The sequence below is a fragment of the Streptomyces sp. NPDC046379 genome (genome assembly GCF_055587785.1).
The window spans coordinates 228,968-247,266 of sequence record NZ_JBVJFP010000014.1 but is presented as its reverse complement, the minus strand read 5'-3'; the positions used below and the strand labels follow the sequence as shown (position 1 = coordinate 247,266).

General features: G+C 72.9%; 15 protein-coding genes, 1 tRNA gene and 3 pseudogenes. 8 read left to right on the top strand and 11 right to left on the bottom strand.

The window, feature by feature from the left end:
- The 5 genes and pseudogenes from ACZ6KF_RS24685 to fusA form a co-directional block, all read left to right on the top strand.
- Positions 1-270 (top strand): annotated as a pseudogene (locus ACZ6KF_RS24685) (hypothetical protein); the annotation flags it as partial.
- Positions 271-364: 94 nt separating this feature from the next.
- Entirely contained in the window at positions 365-1,519 is a 1,155-nt protein-coding gene (locus ACZ6KF_RS24680) for a sugar phosphate isomerase/epimerase family protein (protein WP_469240375.1), read from the top strand.
- A 171-nt stretch (positions 1,520-1,690) separates the two neighbouring features.
- Positions 1,691-1,775: transfer RNA gene (locus ACZ6KF_RS24675), tRNA-Leu, on the top strand.
- 67 nt (positions 1,776-1,842) lie between these two features.
- A pseudogene (locus ACZ6KF_RS24670) lies at positions 1,843-2,155 on the top strand (winged helix-turn-helix transcriptional regulator); the annotation flags it as partial.
- Positions 2,156-2,161: 6 nt separating this feature from the next.
- Positions 2,162-2,422 (top strand): annotated as a pseudogene (gene fusA / locus ACZ6KF_RS24665) (elongation factor G); the annotation flags it as partial.
- Positions 2,423-2,586: 164 nt separating this feature from the next.
- On the opposite strand, the gene ACZ6KF_RS24660 reads toward fusA, so the two are convergent.
- Both ACZ6KF_RS24660 and ACZ6KF_RS24655 read right to left on the bottom strand, forming a co-directional pair.
- Positions 2,587-4,386, bottom strand: coding sequence for a coagulation factor 5/8 type domain-containing protein (locus ACZ6KF_RS24660; RefSeq protein ID WP_469240373.1), 1,800 nt, complete (start codon positions 4,384-4,386; stop codon positions 2,587-2,589).
- Positions 4,387-4,994: 608 nt separating this feature from the next.
- Complete coding sequence (locus tag ACZ6KF_RS24655; RefSeq protein WP_469240371.1) at positions 4,995-5,282, bottom strand: hypothetical protein; 288 nt, start codon at positions 5,280-5,282, stop codon at positions 4,995-4,997.
- 423 nt (positions 5,283-5,705) lie between these two features.
- Here ACZ6KF_RS24655 and ACZ6KF_RS24650 point away from each other — a divergent pair, with 423 nt between their 5' ends.
- The gene (locus ACZ6KF_RS24650) at positions 5,706-6,110 is read left to right on the top strand and encodes a hypothetical protein (protein ID WP_356634239.1); all 405 of its coding nucleotides are present in this window, start codon (positions 5,706-5,708) and stop codon (positions 6,108-6,110) included.
- Positions 6,111-6,214: 104 nt separating this feature from the next.
- Positions 6,215-6,973, top strand: a complete 759-nt coding sequence (locus tag ACZ6KF_RS24645) for an ADP-ribosylglycohydrolase family protein (RefSeq protein WP_469240369.1) — start codon at positions 6,215-6,217, stop codon at positions 6,971-6,973.
- Between the two features lie 40 nt (positions 6,974-7,013).
- On the opposite strand, the gene ACZ6KF_RS24640 is transcribed toward ACZ6KF_RS24645, so the two are convergent.
- From ACZ6KF_RS24640 to tal, 7 genes are all read right to left on the bottom strand, one after another.
- Positions 7,014-8,246 carry a serine hydrolase domain-containing protein gene (locus ACZ6KF_RS24640; RefSeq protein WP_469240367.1) on the bottom strand — a complete coding sequence of 411 codons (1,233 nt, stop codon included), beginning with the start codon at positions 8,244-8,246 and terminating at the stop codon, positions 7,014-7,016.
- Between the two features lie 234 nt (positions 8,247-8,480).
- Positions 8,481-9,941, bottom strand: coding sequence for a membrane-associated oxidoreductase (locus ACZ6KF_RS24635; RefSeq protein ID WP_356634233.1), 1,461 nt, complete (start codon positions 9,939-9,941; stop codon positions 8,481-8,483).
- Positions 9,942-10,050: 109 nt separating this feature from the next.
- Positions 10,051-10,932: a phosphogluconate dehydrogenase (NAD(+)-dependent, decarboxylating) gene (gnd, locus tag ACZ6KF_RS24630; protein WP_469240365.1), complete on the bottom strand. Its 882-nt coding sequence runs from the start codon at positions 10,930-10,932 to the stop codon at positions 10,051-10,053.
- Position 10,933: 1 nt separating this feature from the next.
- Complete coding sequence (locus ACZ6KF_RS24625) at positions 10,934-11,077, bottom strand: hypothetical protein (RefSeq protein ID WP_469159723.1); 144 nt, start codon at positions 11,075-11,077, stop codon at positions 10,934-10,936.
- A gap of 1 nt (position 11,078) precedes the next feature.
- Positions 11,079-12,005, bottom strand: coding sequence for a glucose-6-phosphate dehydrogenase assembly protein OpcA (gene opcA, locus ACZ6KF_RS24620; RefSeq protein ID WP_356634229.1), 927 nt, complete (start codon positions 12,003-12,005; stop codon positions 11,079-11,081).
- Entirely contained in the window at positions 12,002-13,669 is a 1,668-nt protein-coding gene (zwf, locus tag ACZ6KF_RS24615) for a glucose-6-phosphate dehydrogenase (RefSeq protein WP_469240364.1), read from the bottom strand. The genes opcA and zwf overlap by 4 nt, the downstream gene beginning before the upstream one ends.
- On the bottom strand, positions 13,666-14,811 hold the full coding sequence (tal, locus tag ACZ6KF_RS24610; RefSeq protein ID WP_356634225.1) for a transaldolase: 1,146 nt from the start codon (positions 14,809-14,811) through the stop codon (positions 13,666-13,668). Before tal ends, zwf begins: the two co-directional genes overlap by 4 nt.
- A gap of 395 nt (positions 14,812-15,206) precedes the next feature.
- Here tal and ACZ6KF_RS24605 point away from each other — a divergent pair, with 395 nt between their 5' ends.
- Positions 15,207-15,665: a MarR family winged helix-turn-helix transcriptional regulator gene (locus tag ACZ6KF_RS24605; RefSeq protein ID WP_469240363.1), complete on the top strand. Its 459-nt coding sequence runs from the start codon at positions 15,207-15,209 to the stop codon at positions 15,663-15,665.
- An 85-nt stretch (positions 15,666-15,750) separates the two neighbouring features.
- Here the strand turns inward: ACZ6KF_RS24605 and ACZ6KF_RS24600 are convergent, their stop codons facing one another.
- Together ACZ6KF_RS24600 and ACZ6KF_RS24595 are read right to left on the bottom strand one after the other, a co-directional pair.
- On the bottom strand, positions 15,751-17,151 hold the full coding sequence (locus ACZ6KF_RS24600; RefSeq protein ID WP_469240362.1) for a glycoside hydrolase family 16 protein: 1,401 nt from the start codon (positions 17,149-17,151) through the stop codon (positions 15,751-15,753).
- A gap of 278 nt (positions 17,152-17,429) precedes the next feature.
- Positions 17,430-18,242, bottom strand: coding sequence for a DUF4981 domain-containing protein (locus ACZ6KF_RS24595; RefSeq protein ID WP_469159719.1), 813 nt, complete (start codon positions 18,240-18,242; stop codon positions 17,430-17,432).
- Between the last annotated feature and the right edge of the window lie 57 nt (positions 18,243-18,299).

The following is an 18,299-nucleotide window of genomic DNA, read 5'->3' as shown; positions in this document are numbered from 1 at the left end:
CTCGACCCCTACGTCAAGGTCAGGGCCGCCACCGCACTGGCCCGCAAGAAGCTCGGCATGCGCTACCGCATGGCCGTCGTCCCCCTGGACCCCACGCCCGTCCGCGGCAGCCACGGCCGCCTCCCCGCAAACGACGACGAAGGCCCACTCCTCATCTGCTCCACCCCCCACCCCCTCGGCGACCGCATCGCGGCCACCGAGGTCAAGTCCCTCCTCCTCGAACTCGCCGGCCTCGGACGACGGGACGTCCCCGGCGACTACGGACAGTGAAACACGCACCACTGACAACGCCCCGCGAGCCGCCCCCGCACCGGCAGTGCCGGTGGCTCCGGCAGCGCCCACAGCGAACCGAAAGCGAGACACCGTGACCGCGTTCAACGACGAATCCGGACCCGGCGACGCCCTGCGTCGTGCCCTCGGCGTCGACCGCCGCCGCTTCCTCAGCACCTGCACCGCCGTCTCCGCCGCGGCCATCGCCGCCCCCGTCTTCGGGGCCGCGCCCGCCCACGCCCGGGACACGACCGGGCACGGCGCCCACGGCCACGGCGGCGCCCTCGTCCCCGCCGACCGGCGCGGCATCATCCTCTACACCGTCCGCGACGCGATCGGCCGCGACCCGCTCGCCACCGACCTGCCCTCCGGCTTCCGCGACGTGTTCCGGCAGCTCGCCCGCTTCGGCTACCGCCAGATCGAGTTCGCCGGCTACGGCCAGCACGCCAACGCGCCCGGCGGCGCAAGCCTCGAGTCCGTCGAGGGCGCGAAACTGCTGCGCCGCTGGCTGGACGAGTACGGTCTGCGCGCCCGCGGCAACCACGGCTTCATCCCGCCGTCCTGGCCGCTGACCGGCGCGGACCTGGACACCTTCAAGAAGCACCTGGAGATCGCCAACATCCTCGGCATGGACCACATGGGCACCGGCGGCGACCCCACCGGCAGCTCCCACCGTGCCGACTGGGACGTGGCGGCGGACAAGTGGAACGCCCTGGGCGCCATCGCCCGCCGCGAGGGCGTCAAGCTGTACACCCACAACCACGACGCCGCCTACGACTTCCTGCTCGACGGCGGCCCGCTGGACGACCGGGGCCGGCCCACCCGCAGCTCGGGCGTCCGCAGGCTGGAGTACTTCCTCGGCATCACCGACCCGAAGGCCGTCTGGCTGGAGATGGACGTCTTCTGGGCGCACGTGGCCCAGTACAAGTTCCGCGCCTACACCGCCCACGACGGCTCCCAGCAGGAACGAATCTTCGACCCGGCCGGGCTCGTCGCCCGCCACCACGCCCGCTACCCGCTGTTCCACGCCAAGGACGGCGCCGTGAACCCGGCGAGCGGCCTCGGCTACGACATGGTGCCGTTCGGCACCGGCGACATCGACTACACGGCGTTCTTCTCCCGCGTCGGCCACCGCAACTACCACAACCCGATGGTCGAGCAGGACAACGCGCCCAGCGCGACGGACGCGGGACAGTCCCTGCGGTACGCGAAGACCGGCTACGACAACCTCTCGCGCCTGCGCCGCTGACCTCGCGAGGTAATGACCGGATCACCCCGGGTGACCCGGTCGGCGCCCCCGTTCCCGCCGCCCGGCGCACCCGCCCGGGCGGCGGAAACGCAGGTGAAGGCCACTCCCAAAGCTTGGTATTGTTGTCCCTGTCGCCGCGGGGAGGACCCCGCGCAAGGCGGCGGACACCTCGTCCGGGTGGCGGAATGGCAGACGCGCTAGCTTGAGGTGCTAGTGCCCTTTATCGGGCGTGGGGGTTCAAGTCCCCCCTCGGACACTCACCGAAATGGTGGTCGGGAAGAATCCCGGCCGCCATTTTGCGTTGCCTCCCGGAAGAGGCCGCCATGCCGCAGGAGACGACCCGTGACGCGGGCGCGCGCGACGCCGTCGACGACATCGTGATCGAGGCCTGCCCCGCCCGCGAGGTGCTGGACCGGGTGGCCGGCAAGTGGAGCATCCTGATCATCGTCGCCGCGGCGCGCGGCCCGGTGCGGTTCACCGAGCTGGAGCGGTCGATCGGGGGCGTGCCGGCGCATGCTCACGCTCACGCTGCGCAACCTCGAGCGCGACGGACTGCTGCGGCGCACGGTGTACCCGACCGTGCCGCCGAAGGTCGAGTACGAACGCACCGACACCGCCCGCGAACTGCACCAGTCGCCGCTGTCGCTGCTGGAGCCGGTCGTCGAGGTCACGGTCACCGTGCCCGAGGACGCGGTGGGCGCGGTGCTCCGCGACCTCGCGGCCCGGCGCGGCCGGGTCACCGGGTCGGTGACGCGGGCGGGCGCGTCGGTCGTCACCGCGACCGTGCCGCTGGCCGAACTGTTCGGCTCAGCCACCCGGTTGCGCAGCCGCACGCAGGGCCGCGGCGCCTTCACGGCCCGCCCCACCGGCTACGCACCGGCGCCGGCGTCGGTGACGGCGTAGGCGCGTGGTCGGGCCTGTCCGGCGGTTCGGCGTGACCACCGGACAGGCCCTGGTGCCCACGGGCGGCCCCCCTGACCGTTCGCGGGGCCGCCCCGGCGCGAGATGGGCACCGGTCCTCGTGGGGTGTCCTCCCCGTGTCGTTCTCGTGCCCTTCCCGTCTGCCGCTACGGGTACGACACGATCGTGGACGGCACCGTCGACGTTCCGGACGTGGGCGCGCCGAGGTCGTTGATGACGTGCGCGTACTGCCCGTTGCCGCCGAGCGAGACGACCAGCAGGTCGTGGAAGCGCACGCCCGGCCGCTCGGGCGCGGCGAAACCGTGGTGCTGCACGATGGTCGGGTCCACGTTGTAGTAGCAGTAGCTGCCCAGGCCCCAGCCCTCGTGGACGGTGACGTCGTCGCCGACCCGGTAGGCGGCGTAGCCCCGGAGCTCGCCGTTCTGGATGGCGGCCTGGTTCGGGGCGTCGTACGCCTTCTCGTTCTGGAAGAAGATCGTGCGCCCGCGCTCGCCGAACCACTGCACGTCGTACTTGTTGAAGTGCTCCACGAACAGGCCGGTGGCGAGGACGTCGTCGCCGTTGACCACGACGCCGTAGTCCGCGCGGTTGGTCTCCCAGCCGACGCCGTCGCCGTGGTCAGCGCGCCAGATCCAGGTGTGGTCGACGATGGTGTGCCGACTGTTGATGACCAGGCTGGTGGTGGCCTTGCCGGGGCCCGCGCCGCCGATGCGGATGAAGACGTCCTGGACGGTGATGGGGTTGGCGGAGTGGTCCCGGCGCGAGCCGCGCGGCCCGACCTCGACCAGCGTCTCGGAGTTGACCGTTCCCGCGTCGACCAGGAACCCGGCCAGGCGGACGCCGTCGACGTCGGCGACCCGCAGCGCGGTGACGCCGCCGTCCGGGATGATCGTGGCGTAACCGAGGCCGAGCACGACCGTGTTGGGGCGGTTCACGCGGATCGGCTCGTCCACGTGGTAGATCCCCGGCGTGAGCAGCAGGTTGAGGCCCTGCTCCAGCGCCCGGTTCAACGTGGCGGCGCTCACGCCCGGCTGGGCGACGTAGAAGCGGGTGAGCGGCAGGGAAGTGCCCCGCGGGGTGCCGTTGCCCCAGGTCACCCCGCGGGAGTCGGTGCGCTTCTCGGGCAGGAAGACGCGGTAGTGGTCGCCGTCGAGGTGGAGGAACGGCTTCTCGCGCGAGACCGGGGTGGTCTCCAGCGTGGTGTACGGCGGGTTCGGGAAGCCCTGGGCCGGGGCGCCCTCGACGCCCGAGAACACCATGTTCCACACGCCGTTGAGCCAGCCGCCGATCACACTGTCGCGGGTGTACCACTGTTGCTGCGAGTACGGCTGGACCTGGCCGTCGATACGGCAGTCGGCGAGGTAGCCGCCGCTGGACCAGCCATAGCCGCTGGGCGCGAGGTTGAGGTTGCCGCGTACGTGCATCCGGCGGAACGGGGCCGCCTGGGAGACCGCCCACCGGTTGGTGCCGTTCACCGGCACGAGGGCGAGGTTCTCCGCCGAACGCCAGAAGTTCTGCGTGGCGTTGCCGCCGAACCAGCCGGCGTCGACCGTCACGTCGCCGTTGATGACGGTGTCGTCGGGGGACAGGCCGAGGCCCGCGATGGAGGTGTAGAAGCCGATCTGGGCGTTGAGCCCGTGGTACGCGCCGGGCTTGAACAGCAGCGCGTAGCGGCCGTTGCCGAACTGGGCCGACTCCTGCTGCTGGAAGACCTCGTCCAGCTTGGCCTGGATGCCGGGCGTGGAGGGGTCGAAAACCAGGACGTTGGGGCCCAGGTCGCCGCCGCCGCGCAGGGGACGCGGGCGCTTGCGGGCCGGTACGGCGGACGCCGCGGGGGCGGCGGCGGGGGCGGCCGACGCGGGCGCGGACGGCAGCCCGGCCAGCACCGGCGCGGCGGCGACGGCGCCGAGGACGGCCCTGCGGGGCACGGGGGGAACGGGGGGCATGCGCGGCTCTCCTGGTTCAGGAAGTGAACAGGTCGGGGATTTGGGAGCGCTCTCTTGTCGCGGAATGCTTCATCCGCCGAAACCTGTCCGTCAAGGGGTTGGACGCACTTGCCGCGGACTTCCGCGAAAGCGGCCCAACGACTTGACGGCTGACCGGCGAGCGAGTTAAGTCATGTCCTAAATTAAGGGATGACGGCTTCCGGGGCGACCAGCAACCGGCCGCCGCTTCCCTGTACTCGATGGCCTGCGCCCGCTCCTGCAACAAGCGGTTCTTCGCCGGCGCCGGCATCGTCCGGCCCCAGCCTCGGCCGCCTGGGCCGAAGTGGAGGTGGCCGCCGTAAGAAGCCTGCCAAGAAGGGAAGGGCGGTCTCCCCGCCGTCCACCTGGCGGGCGACCGCCCCGAGGACCTCACGACGGTCCGTCGCATGGACGGACGCACGACCGGTGCACGGCCGCGGCTGCCCGGAAATCGTCCGCAGTCACCGGGGCGGGGCGGGGGCGGCCGGCGAGCGGAACCGGCCCCGTCCCGGGGCCGGTTCCGCTCGTTCAGCGCTGCAGGAGAGCGCGAGTGGACGCACCGGGACGCCACAGCCGGACGGTGCTGTGGATCAGCGCGGCGCAGCCCGCCGTGAAGATCCACGACCCCGCCTCCAGGAAGGAGAGATCACCCCTGTCGTGCAGAAGGCGAACAGCCCGACTGCGAGCGTGGCGGTCAGCAGGTGCAACCGCCGGATCCCGCGCGGTACGGACGTCCACGACGAGCGGCGCAGCGCGGCCAGCACGGCGGCGCAGCTGCCCAGAACGGCGGCGGTGACCATGCCGCCGGCGCCCAGCAGTCCGGCGATCCGGTACCGCCCCACCTGCCGCGGATCGCTCGACTTCAGCCCTTCCACCAAGCTCCCCCCTGACGCACTCCCTGTGCGCCCGCGCGCGTCATTGCACACCACCCGGCGCCACCCTCATCGGCCGCGGAGCGGACGGCTTCCGTGGTGACCACGGAAAGGGGTGCGGAGAGGCACGGGGAGGTGCGGGGGTCGGGTCACTGCAACGGGGTGCGGTGTCCGCCGCACCGAGCGGCACGGCGCAGCCGGACGAGCGGATTCGTGCCCTCCGCGGCCCGCGCCCGGCATCGCACCCGAAGGGCCCGGCGGCCGGGGAGGCGGCCAGGGCGCCGCGCGGTGCGGGGGCCCTGCGGGGCGGCGAGCCCTCCTTCGGAACCCGTCACCGAAAAATGTACGCGAACGCTCCCGAACCCTGGCACCATGAAGCGCTGAGCTGTGTGTTTCCGCGGGCCGAGTGTCCTGACCGAGGGGAAAGCCGTGACGGACTGGATATATGTCCTCAACCCGAACAAGGACACCTTGGACGGGGAGCCGTCCGACAAGGAGACGATGCTCCAACTGGCGCAGGAGGACCCCCACTTGGAGCTGTGGCTCGCACGCCGGAACCGGATGGGGGTGGGCGACCGGCTCTGGTTCTACTTCACCCACCCCGAGCCGGCCGTCGCCGCCGTGGCCGAGGTGGACGAGGAGCCGTGGGAGGACCCCGAGGCGCCCGGCGAGTACTTGGTCGGCGCGGTGCTGCTGGCCGAGCCGACGCGGGCGCTGTACCGCGACCCGGTCGGCCGCGCCGAACTGGGCCTCGGCCAGGTGCGGACGGTGCAGAAGGTGAAGCCGGAGGCCCTGCCGGCGCTGCTCAAGCGGGCTCAGCCGGCGGACGGCTGAGCCGGACGGACGACGCCACGGGAACGACGGACAGGACGGCGGCCTTGCCCCCCTCGCCCCAAGAGAGGGATCGCCAGCGGGAGTTCCTCGGCAGGCAGTCCCGAGTGCGCGGGATGATGCTCGGCCTGGCGCTCGGGGAGACGCTGGGCGGCGCTCGGGGCAGGCCGCCGTCCGACGGTCCGCTGCCGACCGGCGTGAGCACGCAACTGGCCTGCTTCACCGCCGAGGGCATCATCCGCGCGCAGGTGCGCGGCCATCACAAGGGCATCTGCCACGCGCCCGGCGTGCTCCTGCACGCGTACTGCCGCCGGGCGTTCCTCCAGGGCATCGAGCCGGAGCGGATGGCCCGCCGCTGGGGTTTTCCCGGCAACTCGGCCTGGCCGGACGGCTGGCTCGCGGGCGTCCTCGCCCTGGCGCGGCGGCGCGGCAGCGCACCGGCGACGGTGGCGGCCCTGTCCCGGATCGAGTGGGGCGAGGAGCGCATGGCCACCCCCAGCCGGGGCTGCCACGCCCTCACCCGCACCCTCCCGGTCGCGGCGATCGGCCCGGGCGGCATCGCTCAGGCGGCCGCGCTCGCCGCCCTCACCCACGGCGACGAGGCGGCCCGGACCGCCACCGTCCACGCCGCGACCCTGACCCACCACTGCCTCACCCACGCCGGCCCCGCGATTCAGGCCCTGCGGGAGGGCGTCACCGCGACGGACCGGCCGGAACTCGACGCCGCCCTCCGCCAGGCCGCCGCCCCCGAGAGCAGCATCACCTATCTGCGGACCAGACGGGAGCGGCTGGACCACCACCTGCCGCACCTGGACCGCCATGTCCCGCACGGCGACCCGGCGATGGCCGCCGCCCGCCTCTCCTGACCACCGTGCCCGGATCCGGGCCCCGACCCCGAGCCCGGGCTCAGTCGGTGACCGCCTCGTGCACCAGCCGCTTGAGGTCGGAGAAGAACGTGTGCGAGGTCCGCGGCCGGAGCTGGGTGTAGAACTGCACGGTCAGGTCGCGGCCGGGGTCCACCCAGAACGTCGTGGTCGCCACGCCGCTCCAGCCGTAGGTGCCCAGCCCGGCGGGCGCCTTGGTGCGGGACGGATCGATCACCACGGAGACGCCGAGGCCGAAGCCGACGCCGTCGTTGCCGGACTCGTCGTGGGCGGGACGGCTGCCGAAGGCGCGCAGGTCGGCGCCGCCGGGGAGTTGGTTGGCGGTCATCGAATCCACGGTCTGCGGCGCGAGCAGGCGGACGCCGTCGAGTTCGCCGCGGCGGCGCAGCAACTCCGTGAAGCGGTGCACGTCGTAGGCGCTCGCCACCATGCCGCCGCTGCCGGACAGGAACCGCGGTCGGCCGCGCAGCGGCAGACCCGGGATCGGCTCCAGGCCGCCGCCGTTCTCCTTCTCGCCGTACAACTCGGCGAGCCGCCCGGCCTGTTCGTCGGTGACGCAGAACCCGGCGTCCGGCATGCCGAGCGGGCGGAAGATCCGCTCGGCGAGGAAGACGTCGAGCGGTTTGCCGGACACCACCTCGATGACCCGGCCGAGGACGTTGGTGGCGACGGAGTAGTTCCACTCCGTCCCGGGCTCGAACTGGAGCGGCAGGCCGGCGTACACGTCGATCGTCTCGGCGAGGTCCGCGCCCGGCGGCACGGACGACTCGAGACCGGCGTCCCGGTAGAGGGCGTCGACCGGGTGGGAGTGGTAGAACGCGAACGTCAGGCCCGCGGTGTGGGTCAGCAGATGCCGGATCCTGATCGGCTCGGCGGCCGGGCGGGTGGTCGTGTCCTCGCCCGAGCCGCCCGTGTACACGCGGGCGTCGGCGAACACGGGCAGATGGCGGGCGACCGGGTCGTCCAGCGACAGCCGGCCCTCCTCCATCAGCGTCAGCGCGGCCACCGACGTGACCGGCTTGGTCATCGAGTAGATCCGCCACAGCGTGTCCGGCTCGACGGGCAGCCCGGCCGCGATGTCGCGGTGGCCGTGCGCCGTCAGATGGGCGACGCGGCCCCCGCGCGCGACGGACACCAGGAAGCCGGGGATGCGGCCCTCCTCCACATGGCGGGCGAAGTGCCGGTCGAGACGGTCCAGTGCGCTCCGATCCAGCCCCACGTCGCCCGGGTCGACCTCTTGCCGCAGCCGTGCCATCGCTCGTCACTCCTCCGCTTCGTCCGTCGAGGTGCGGTCGGGCCTGCTCCGCCCGTGCCCCGTCAGTCTCATCGTGGCCCAGGAGTACGCCCGCGGAACACGGAAACCGCCCGGCGAGCGGCCGTGACGTATCCGACAGGACCGTCCCCGCCCGGCCCCGGGAACGCCGGCCCCGCGATCGTGCCGCTCGCGCGAGGATCACGCCGACCGGCGGCACGGCCACGTCACCAGGACTCACTGGCGGCTCACCGTCCGCGTCACGCCCGCGACGACCGTCGTCGCCAGGATCCAGCCGGCCAGCACCAGGACGTACGCCAGCGCCTGGGACCAGCCCCTGGGGGCGAACGCCGACTCCTGGCCGAAGGAGATCACCGGCAGCAGCAGGTCCAGCGTGTAGAACACCGGCTGGAAATCCGGCGCCTCGGCCGGTTTCAGCGGGCGAGGGGCGCGCACGGCGAACGCGAGCGAGCCGGCCGCGAGCAGCGACAGCAGCCAGCCGAAGGCCCGCATCGGACGGAAGCCGTAACCCACGGCGGCGTCCTGGACGTGGCCCCACAGCCGGCCGTACCAGGGGAGCGTCGAGCGGTGCCTGCGGTGCTTGGCGAGCTGGACCAGCCGGGCGGCCCGGTCGTCGCCCACGCGCCGGTACGCCGCCGTCAACTGCTCGTAGGCGTGCGGGACGTACCCGTCGCCGTCGCGTCCCAGCATGGGCAGCCGGCGCCCGGCGGGCTCGTGCGGGGTGAGGGAGGTGTACTGGAGGCTGTTGAGCAGCACATCGCCGGGGACCTTGTCCGGATCGAGGAACAGCACCTCGACGGTGGCCCGGCGCAGATTGACCGCGCCCTCCACCGGCGGGCCGCCGCGCAGCCACAGCTCGCCCAGGGTGCTGCTGCTCGCGCGCAGCACGGTGTCGCCGGGGTTGGACAGCCGGGCGTACGACAGATCGAGCCGCCCCGCGACGCGGGCGCCCCGCAGGCCGATCTTGCCGGTCGCGCTCAGCCTGCGCAGCAGGACGTCGCCGTCGACTACCAGGGTCTCGCCGGACAGCGCGCTGCGGCCGGGGTTGCTCAGCACCGCCTCGCCGAGGTCCACGGAACCGCCGACATGGGCGCCGTCCAGGCGGGTCTCGCCGTTCACCCGCAGACCCGGTGCGACCAGGCCGTCACCGATCTCCACATGGTTGAGCAGGAGGGCCGCCCCGTCGGGGTCGGGGGCGGTGATGCGCGCGCCGTCCATGAACAGTGCCCCGGAGATCTGCGCCCCGCCCAGCCGCACCAGGCCGTCGAACCGGCTCCCGCTGGTCCGCAGTACCCCCTCCACGCGCAGGGTCGCGGCGTCCAGGCCGGGGAGGACGGAGCCGCGCAGATTCAGCTGGCGCATCCGGGCGCCGTACAGCAGGGGCGCCTCTTCGAAGTGGCAGTCGCTGAGCCGGATGGCGTGATCGGTGCTGCCGTGCCGCAGGTCGAGCGTGCCGGTGACGCGCGCGCCCGCCACCTTCAGGGCGGCTATCTCGCCCTCCTCCTGCGGCGCGGTGAGCAACAGGGCCCGCAACACCGTGGCGCGCACGGTCCGTTCGGGCCCCCAGTCGCCGCCCCGCGCGGGGTCGTCGCCGGGTGCGCCGAAGTCGACGCGCCCGCCTCGCGGGAAGGCCCGCCACACCCGCAGTTCGGCCGGCGTCAGATCGTTGATCACCATCGCGGCGACTCTGACCCGCCCGGACCGCGGGTGTCAACCCGGGCGCGACGCAGGGCCCTTGGCGGGCCGAGCGTCGTCCCGGGTGTGACGGGCGCGCCCCGACGGTGCGTTACCTCTTCGCCGACTCCACCGCGTGCCCGCCGAACTGGTTGCGCAGCGCGGCGATCATCTTCATCTGCGGGGAGTCGTCCTGCCGCGAGGCGAACCGGGCGAACAGCGAGGCCGTGATCGCGGGCAGCGGCACGGCGTTGTCGATCGCCGCCTCCACCGTCCAGCGGCCCTCGCCGGAGTCCTGCGCATAACCGCGCAGCTGCTCCAGGTGCTCGTCCTCGTCGAGGGCCTCGACCGCGAGGTCCAGCAGCCAGGAGCGGATGACGGTGCCCTCCTGCCAGGAGCGGAACACCTCGCGGACGTTCTCCACCGAGTCGACCTTCTCCAGCAGTTCCCAGCCCTCGGCGTACGCCTGCATCATGGCGTACTCGATGCCGTTGTGGACCATCTTGGAGAAGTGCCCGGCCCCGACCTTGCCCGCGTGCACGAAGCCGTAGGGGCCCTCGGGCTTGAGCGCGTCGAAGACCGGCTTCAGCCGCTCCACGTGCTCCTCGTCGCCGCCGACCATCAGGGCGTAGCCGTTCTTCAGGCCCCAGACGCCACCGGAGACGCCGGCGTCCAGGAAGCCGATGCCGTGCACTCCCAGCTCCCTGGCGTGCCGTTCGTCGTCCGTCCAGCGGGAGTTGCCGCCGTCGATCACGACGTCGCCCGGCTTGAGCAGGCTCCCCAGCTGGTCGATGACCTGGTGGGTGGGGGCGCCGGCCGGGACCATCACCCAGACCGCGCGCGGCGCGTCGAGGCCGGCGACGAGTTCCGCGAGGCTGCCGACGTCGGACAGGTCGGGGTTGCGGTCGTATCCGACGACGGTGTGGCCGGCGTTGCGCAGGCGCTCGCGCATGTTGCCGCCCATCTTGCCGAGACCGATCAGACCGAGCTGCATGTCAGTGCCCTTCCTTCAGTTCACGGTAGGCGGCGCCGAGGGGGTCCGCCGCGAACAGGTCCCGCAGCCGCGCCCGCCGGTGGGCGCGGTGGTCCTCCAGGGCCGTCGACTCGGGACGGCGGGTGAGCAGGGGTGTCCCGGCCATGTCAGACGGTCTCCTCGGCGGCCTCGCCCCGCAGGGCGACGGCGTACATCTCGTCGGCGTCGAGGCGTCGCAGCTCCTCGGCGATGAGCGCGGAGGTCGGGCGGACCTTCAGGGCGAGCGTGCGCGGCGGCTGCCCCGGCAGGGAGAGCGTGGCCAGCGGGCCCTCGGGGCGGTCGATGACGATCTCGCCGTCGCCGGTGCCCAGCCGGACGCCGGTGACCACCGGCCCCGCGGTCTCCACCCGGTCCACGGGCACGTGCAGCCGGGCCTCCAGCCAGCGGGCGAGCAGCTCGGCGCTGGGGTTGTCCGCCTCGCTCTCCACGGCCGCCGAGGTGATCCGCGCCCTGGCCTGGTCGAGGGCGGCGGCCAGCATCGAACGCCAGGGCGTCAGCCGGGTCCAGGCCAGATCGGTGTCGCCGGGCGCGTACGAGCGGGCGCGAGCCTCCAGCGCGGCCAGCGGGTCCTCGACGGCGTACATGTCGGTGATCCGGCGCTGGGCGAGGGCGCCCAGCGGGTCCTTCGCCGGCACCTCGGGGGCGTCCACCGGCCACCACACGACGACCGGCGCGTCCGGCAGCAGCAGCGGCAGCACCACGGAGTCGGCGTGGCCGGACACCTCGCCGTACGTCCGCAGGACGACCGTCTCGCCGGTGCCGGCCTCGGAGCCGACCCGCACCTCGGCGTCCAGCCGGGAGTGGGTGCGCTCGCGCGGGGTGCGGGCGTGCCGCTTGATGACGACCAGGGTGCGCGAGGGGTGCTCGTGCGAGGCCTGCTCGGCCGCCTTGATCGAGTCGTAGGCGTTCTCCTCGTCCGTGACGATCACCATCGTCAGGACCATGCCCACGGCGGGTGTGCCGATGGCGCGGCGACCCTGCACCAACGCCTTGTTGATCTTGCTTGCCGTGGTGTCGGTCAGGTCGATCTTCATGGCCTGCGCCAGCTCCGTCCGTCTCGTGCGAGCATCTCGTCGGCTTCCACGGGGCCCCAGCTGCCCGACGCGTACTGCGCCGGCCGGCCGTGCGCCGCCCAGTACTCCTCGATCGGGTCGAGGATCCGCCAGGACTCTTCCACCTCCTGGTGACGGGGGAACAGGTTGGCGTCGCCCAGCAGCACGTCCAGGATCAGCCGCTCGTACGCCTCCGGGCTGGACTCCGTGAAGGACTCGCCGTACGCGAAGTCCATGGTCACGTCCCGGATCTCCATCGAGGTGCCAGGCACCTTGGCCCCGAACCGGACCGTCATGCCCTCGTCCGGCTGGACCCGGATCACGATGGCGTTCTGGCCCAGCTCCTCGGTGGCCGTGGAGTCGAAGGGGGAGTGCGGGGCGCGCTGGAAGACGACCGCGATCTCCGTCACGCGCCGGCCGAGCCGCTTGCCGGTGCGCAGGTAGAAGGGGACGCCCGCCCAGCGGCGGTTGTCGACGTTCAGCCGGATCGCGGCGTACGTGTCCGTCGTGGACGCCGGGTCGATGCCCTCCTCCTCCAGGTAACCGGGCACCTTCGCGCCGCCCTGCCAGCCGGCCGCGTACTGCGCGCGCACCGTGTGCAGACCGAGGTCCTCGGGCAGCTTGACCGCCTTGAGCACCTTCAGCTTCTCCGTCAGCAGCGACGGGGCGTCGAAGGCGGCGGGTTCCTCCATGGCGGTGAGCGCGAGCAGCTGGAGCAGGTGGTTCTGGATGACGTCGCGCGCGGAGCCGATGCCGTCGTAGTAGCCGGCCCGGCCGCCGATGCCGATGTCCTCGGCCATCGTGATCTGCACGTGGTCCACGAACGACCGGTTCCAGATCGGCTCGAACATCGTGTTGGCGAAGCGCAGCGCCAGGATGTTCTGGACCGTCTCCTTGCCGAGGTAGTGGTCGATCCGGAACACCTGGTCCGGCTCGAACACCTCGTGCACGATCGCGTTCAGCTCCTCGGCCGACTTCAGGTCGTGCCCGAACGGCTTCTCGATGACCGCGCGGCGCCAGGAGCCCTCCGGGGCGTCGGCCAGCCCGTGCTTGCGCAGCTGCTGCACGACCTTCGGGAAGAACTTCGGCGGCACGGAGAGGTAGAACGCGTAGTTGCCGCTGGTGCCGCGGGAGGCGTCCAACTCGTCCACGGCCGAGCGCAGCTGCTTGAACGCCCGGTCGTCGTCGAAATCACCGGGGATGAACCGCATCCCCTCCGCGAGCTGCTGCCAGACCTCCTCGCGGAACTCCGTCCGGGAGTGCTCGCGCACCGCGTCGTGCACCACCTGGGCGAAGTCCTGGTCCGCCCAGTCCCGGCGGGCGAAGCCCACCAGCGAGAAGCCCGGGGGCAGCAGCCCGCGGTTGGCCAGGTCGTACACGGCCGGCATCAGCTTCTTGCGGGACAGGTCGCCGGTCACCCCGAAGATGACCAGCCCCGACGGCCCCGCGATGCGCGGCAGCCGCCGGTCGCGCGGATCGCGCAACGGGTTGTCCCAGCCGGCCGGCGGCGCGACGACCGCGGCCTTCGCCCTCGTGGCGGTTTCGTCCGCGGCCTTCGTCTTCGTGGCGGTCCCGTCCGTGGCCTTCGTCTTCGAGGCTGCCCCGGTCTCCTTGGCCGCCTTCTTCTGCACACGCTTCTTGCTCATTCCCCGTCGACCCCCTTGCCGTTCATCGTCTTCGTCACGGCGTCCAGCAGGTCCTGCCGGGCCGCCCGGAACGCGGCGACGCCCTCGTCCTCCAACCGTCCCACCACCTCGTCGTAGGAGATCCCCAGCCGCTCCACCGCCGCGAGATCGGCGCGGGCCTGCGCGTAGCCGCCGCTCACCGTGTCGCCGTGGACCACGCCGTGGTCGGCCACGGCGTGCAGCGTGGCCTCCGGCACGGCGCTGACCGTGCCGGGCGCCACGAGTTCCGTCACGTACCGGGTGTCCCGGTACGCCGGGTCCTTCACGCCGGTCGAGGCCCACAGCGGGCGCTGCTTGTTGGCACGCGAGCCGCTCAGCGCGAGCCACCGCTCGCCGGCGAACACCTCCTCGTACGCCGCGTAGGCGAGCCGGGCGTTGGCGAGCGCCGCCCGGCCCCGCAGCGCCGGCGACTCCTCGGCGCCCAGCAGCGTCAGCCGCTTGTCGACCTCGGCGTCGACGCGGGAGACGGGGAAGGACGCCACCGAGTGGATCCGCGAGAGGTCCAGGCCCGACGCCTGCGCCCGCTCCAGGCCGGCCAGGTAGGCGTGCATCACCTCGCGGTGGCGCTCCAGCGAGAAGATCAGCGCGGCGTCGACGCCGATGCCGGCCCCGACGACCTCGGTGATGGCCGGCAGGCCCGCCCGGGTCGCCGCAATGGTGATCATCACGTTGGGGCGGTCGACCAGCCAGGCCAGCTGCCGGGCCTCGGCGACGGTCGCCCGCGTGTCGTGGGCGAACCGGGGATCGACCGCCACGCAGACCCGGCCGTCCCGGCCGCCGGTCGCCTCGTACACCGGCCGCAGGACGTCGGCGGCGGCGCGCGCGTCGGTCGTGATGATCATGCGCACGGCCTCGTCGGGGGTGACGCCCCGCACGGCCGCCTCGGCGAGTTGCTCCTCGTAGTCCTCGCCGGAGCCGATGGCCCCCCGGAAGACCGACGGGTCGGTGGCGACGCCCACCACCCGCCGGTGCGCGACGAGTTCGGCGAGGCCGCCGGAGGAGATCCGCTTGCGCGACAGGTCGTCCAGCCAGATCGACACGCCTTCGTCGGCGAGGCGTTTCAGTGCTCCCGCGGGTTCGGATGCTGAAGTCATAGCGATCATCTTCTTTCTGGCGCTCGGATCAACCACGCGCACTCGCCGGTGATTCCCTGAGCTGCGATGAGGCGTGCATCACCTACGAAGCGGTACCACGCCGGACCCGCCCGCGCCTCGGCGGCGAACGCCGTTCGGCCCAGTCGTCGCGTTCAACCCCAAAAGTCTGACCTTTTCGCCGGGCGGCGGGTCCGGCCCTGCTCTCGCACCCGGGCGGCGAGGTCCGGCAGTTGGTCCGCGTCCCGGGCGGCGAGGGTCCGGTCCTCGCCCCGCGCCCCGGCGGGTACCGCGGAACAGTCCCGGTCATGCCGGGCGGCTTGACCTCGACTTCACTTGAGCTTTTACGGTGCGCAGGTCGGCACAGGCAGCGTCGGCACAGACAACGGGAACGGAGTTGAACCGCCGTGGAGTACTCGCACAGCGACGCCGAACTGGTCCGGCAGCCCGTCGGCTACTGGACCTGGGCCGCATACCGCGCCGTCGTGGACCGCACCCGGGGCGCTCTCGCCGCCATAGGCGCCACCCAGCCGCAGTGGTGGGTGCTCGCGCAGGTCGCGAGGGCGGGCGGCCCGAAGCCGCGCGCCGAGGTGATCGCGACGCTGAAGGGCTACCTGGACACCGGCACGGACGGCGTGCGGGCCGCGATCGACGAGACGGCCGCCCGCGGCTGGACCGCCGAGGACGCCGAGGGCCGTCTCACGCTCACGGACGAGGGCCGTGCCTTCTTCGACAAGGCGGACCGCCTCCAGGACGACCTGCGCGCGGAACGCCACACGGGCATCACCGACGAGGAGTACCTGACCACGCTGAAGGTGCTCCAGCGGATGATCCACAACGTGGGCGGGCAGGCCTGGCACCACTGACGGCCCCCCACGCGACCGCGCCCCGGCCGACGGGCCGGGGCGCGGGGCGGGCGGTCTGTGCGAGGGCGGGCGGCGTCGCGGGGCGTCAGCGCCCGAAGTGGAACCAGTTCACGTTCACGAAGTCGGCCGGCTGGCCGCTGCTGAAGGTGAGGTACACGTCGTGCGTGCCGGTGACGCCGCTGATGTTCGCCGGCACGGTGCGCCACGACTGCCAGCCGCCGGTGTTCCCGACCGCGAAACTGCCGATCGGAGCGTTGGAGCGGCTGTCCAGGCGGACCTCGACCAGGCCGCTGACGCCGGAGCCGGCGCCGCTCGCGACGCGCGCCACGAACTGCCGGGCCGCCGTGGAGCCGAAGTTGACGCCCTTGTAGAGCGCCCAGTCGCCGTTCGCCAGCGCGCCGATGTTCTGGCCGCCGCCGGTGTCCGTCGTGGCCTCGGTCATCGTCCCGGACTGGGCGTCGTGGGACTCGGCCTGGATGGCGCTGTACGCGTCGCGGTTGCCGGTCGGCGGCGGGGTGGTGCCGCCCCCGCCGGACGACAGCACCTGGACGTAGTCGACGACCATCGGGTGGCCGGGCACGGTGGCCGCGTCGGGCCCGCCGCCGAAGGCGTCCACGAAGCCGCCGCCCATCGCCACGTTGAGGATGATGAAGAAGCCGTGGTTCGTGGCGTTGTTCCAGGTCGTCGCGTCGACCTGGGTCTCGCGCACGGTGTGGTAGTTCTGGCCGTCGACGAAGAAGCGGATCTGCTCCACGCTCGCGGAGCGGTCCCACTCCATGGAGTAGGTGTGGAAGCCCGACTGGCACGTGGAGCCCGGGCACGGCGTCGAACCGCCGATGCCGGTCGTCTCGTTGCAGGGACCGCCGGGCGAGGTGCCGCAGTGCATCGTGGCCCACACGGTGTTGAGGCCCTGGACGTTCTCCAGGATGTCCAGCTCGCCGACGCCGGGCCAGTTCCAGTAGTTGCCGCGGAACGGCGTCCCGAGCATCCAGAACGCCGGCCAGTAGCCGCGGGCGGCGGCGCCCGTGACGTTCGGCATCTGGATGCGGGCCTCCACGCGCAGCTTGCCGCCGGCCGGCGGCTGGAAGTCGTCGCGGTTGGTCTCGATGCGGCCCGAGGTCCACTTGCCGGCCGCGTCGCGGCGCGGGGTGATGCGCAGATTGCCGGCGCCGTCGAGGGAGACGTTGCTGGTGCTCGACGTCATCGTCTCGATCTCGCCGGTGCCCCAGTTGGCGGGGCCGCCCGGGTACGACGTGCCGGTGGCGTAACGCCAGTCGGCGGTGTTCACGCCGGTGCCGGCTGCGCCGTTGAAGTCGTCGACGAAGATCTGCGTCCAGCCGGACGGGGGCGGCGGCGCGGCGGCGGTCGCGGACGGCGACACGGCCGTGGCGGCGACCGCCGCCAGTCCCAGCGTGCTGACGACGGCGACCAGCGCACGCCGCAGGGGGCGGCGCCGTCTGTGGGGTGTGCCGGAGGTTTCGCTCATGGGGTGCCTCTCGGTACGTCTCGCTGGCTGGTAGGTCTCGGTGAGTTCTCGCTACGTCTCGTACGGGGTACGTCTCGTTCGGGGAAGGTGCGGGCAGGCGCGAGAGAGCGCTCCCACGGTCCCGAGGGCTCGGGGTTCAGGGCTTCTGAGAGCGCTCTCAGTGCAGTGCTGGCGGTCAATGTGCTCTCGGCCTCCCCGCCCGTCAAGGGGTGCGGCCGAGAAAGTCCTCACCGGCAGGGGGAGTTCGGGTGGCGAACCCGGCCGGAAGAGGGCGGCCGTCAGAGACGGCGCAGGACCCAGCCCCAGCGGTGGGTGCCGGGCGGGAGGACAGCGGGGGAGTGGGCGTCCGGGCGGGGCGGCAGGAGGGCGGCGCCCATCCACGTCACCCCGGACGCCGCCCCCGGCAACTCGGCGGACTCCTCGGCCCGCAGACCGCCCTCCACGCGCGTGAACACCTGCTCGTGCCGGACCGCGAACCCGCCGTTGCGCCCGCCCTCGTAGACGTACTCCGCGAGCACGCCCACCGCCGCCCCCGCGCGGCGCACGGAGACGAGCCGCCGCCGGACCGGGACGAGGGGACCGTCCTTACGCCGCAGCGACAGTGTGGGAGCGGCCGTCAGCAGGGGGTGCACCGGCAGCCCGTCCGCGTCCACCTCGATGCCGGCCCCCGGAGCCGGGGCGACCCGAGGACAGGGGGCGGGCGACGGCCGCAGTCTTGTGCGCGGTAGGCACACCACCGTGCCGCGCGGCGCCCACGGCTCGTCCCGCGCCGTCGTCACCCGCAGCGTCAGCCACGCCTCGCCCCCGCCCGGCGCCGCGAACGGCACGGGCAGCGGGGCCGTCTCGCCGGGGCGCAGCACGGGCAGTCCGACCGGCGCGGTGAGCACCGGCCCGCCGCCCTCCGCCGGCCCGCCGGCCGGGGACAGCACCCATGCGGCCGACAGCCAGTCGAGTCCCCGGAAGTGCTGGACGTTGCGGACGACGACGCCTTCGTGCCGGTACGGCTCCAGCCGCACCGGCGCCGAGACCTCCCCGTGCCCGTACAGCACCGCCCCGTTCCGCACCGGCAGGGCCTCTCTCGCGTCGCTCACCCGCCCGACGATGCCCTGCTCCCCGGGCCGTCGGATGAAGCCGCTCCGAAGACCCGA

What these genes read in the sequence shown, in the direction of transcription:
- ACZ6KF_RS24660 (WP_469240373.1), bottom strand. Translation starts at nt 4,386, where the DNA reads ATGCCCCCCGTTCCCCCCGTGCCCCGCAGGGCCGTCCTCGGCGCCGTC.
- ACZ6KF_RS24640 (WP_469240367.1), bottom strand. Translation starts at nt 8,246, where the DNA reads ATGGCACGGCTGCGGCAAGAGGTCGACCCGGGCGACGTGGGGCTGGAT.
- ACZ6KF_RS24635 (WP_356634233.1), bottom strand. Translation starts at nt 9,941, where the DNA reads ATGGTGATCAACGATCTGACGCCGGCCGAACTGCGGGTGTGGCGGGCC.
- gnd (WP_469240365.1), bottom strand. Translation starts at nt 10,932, where the DNA reads ATGCAGCTCGGTCTGATCGGTCTCGGCAAGATGGGCGGCAACATGCGC.
- ACZ6KF_RS24625 (WP_469159723.1), bottom strand. Translation starts at nt 11,077, where the DNA reads ATGGCCGGGACACCCCTGCTCACCCGCCGTCCCGAGTCGACGGCCCTG.
- opcA (WP_356634229.1), bottom strand. Translation starts at nt 12,005, where the DNA reads ATGAAGATCGACCTGACCGACACCACGGCAAGCAAGATCAACAAGGCG.
- zwf (WP_469240364.1), bottom strand. Translation starts at nt 13,669, where the DNA reads ATGAGCAAGAAGCGTGTGCAGAAGAAGGCGGCCAAGGAGACCGGGGCA.
- tal (WP_356634225.1), bottom strand. Translation starts at nt 14,811, where the DNA reads ATGATCGCTATGACTTCAGCATCCGAACCCGCGGGAGCACTGAAACGC.
- ACZ6KF_RS24600 (WP_469240362.1), bottom strand. Translation starts at nt 17,151, where the DNA reads ATGAGCGAAACCTCCGGCACACCCCACAGACGGCGCCGCCCCCTGCGG.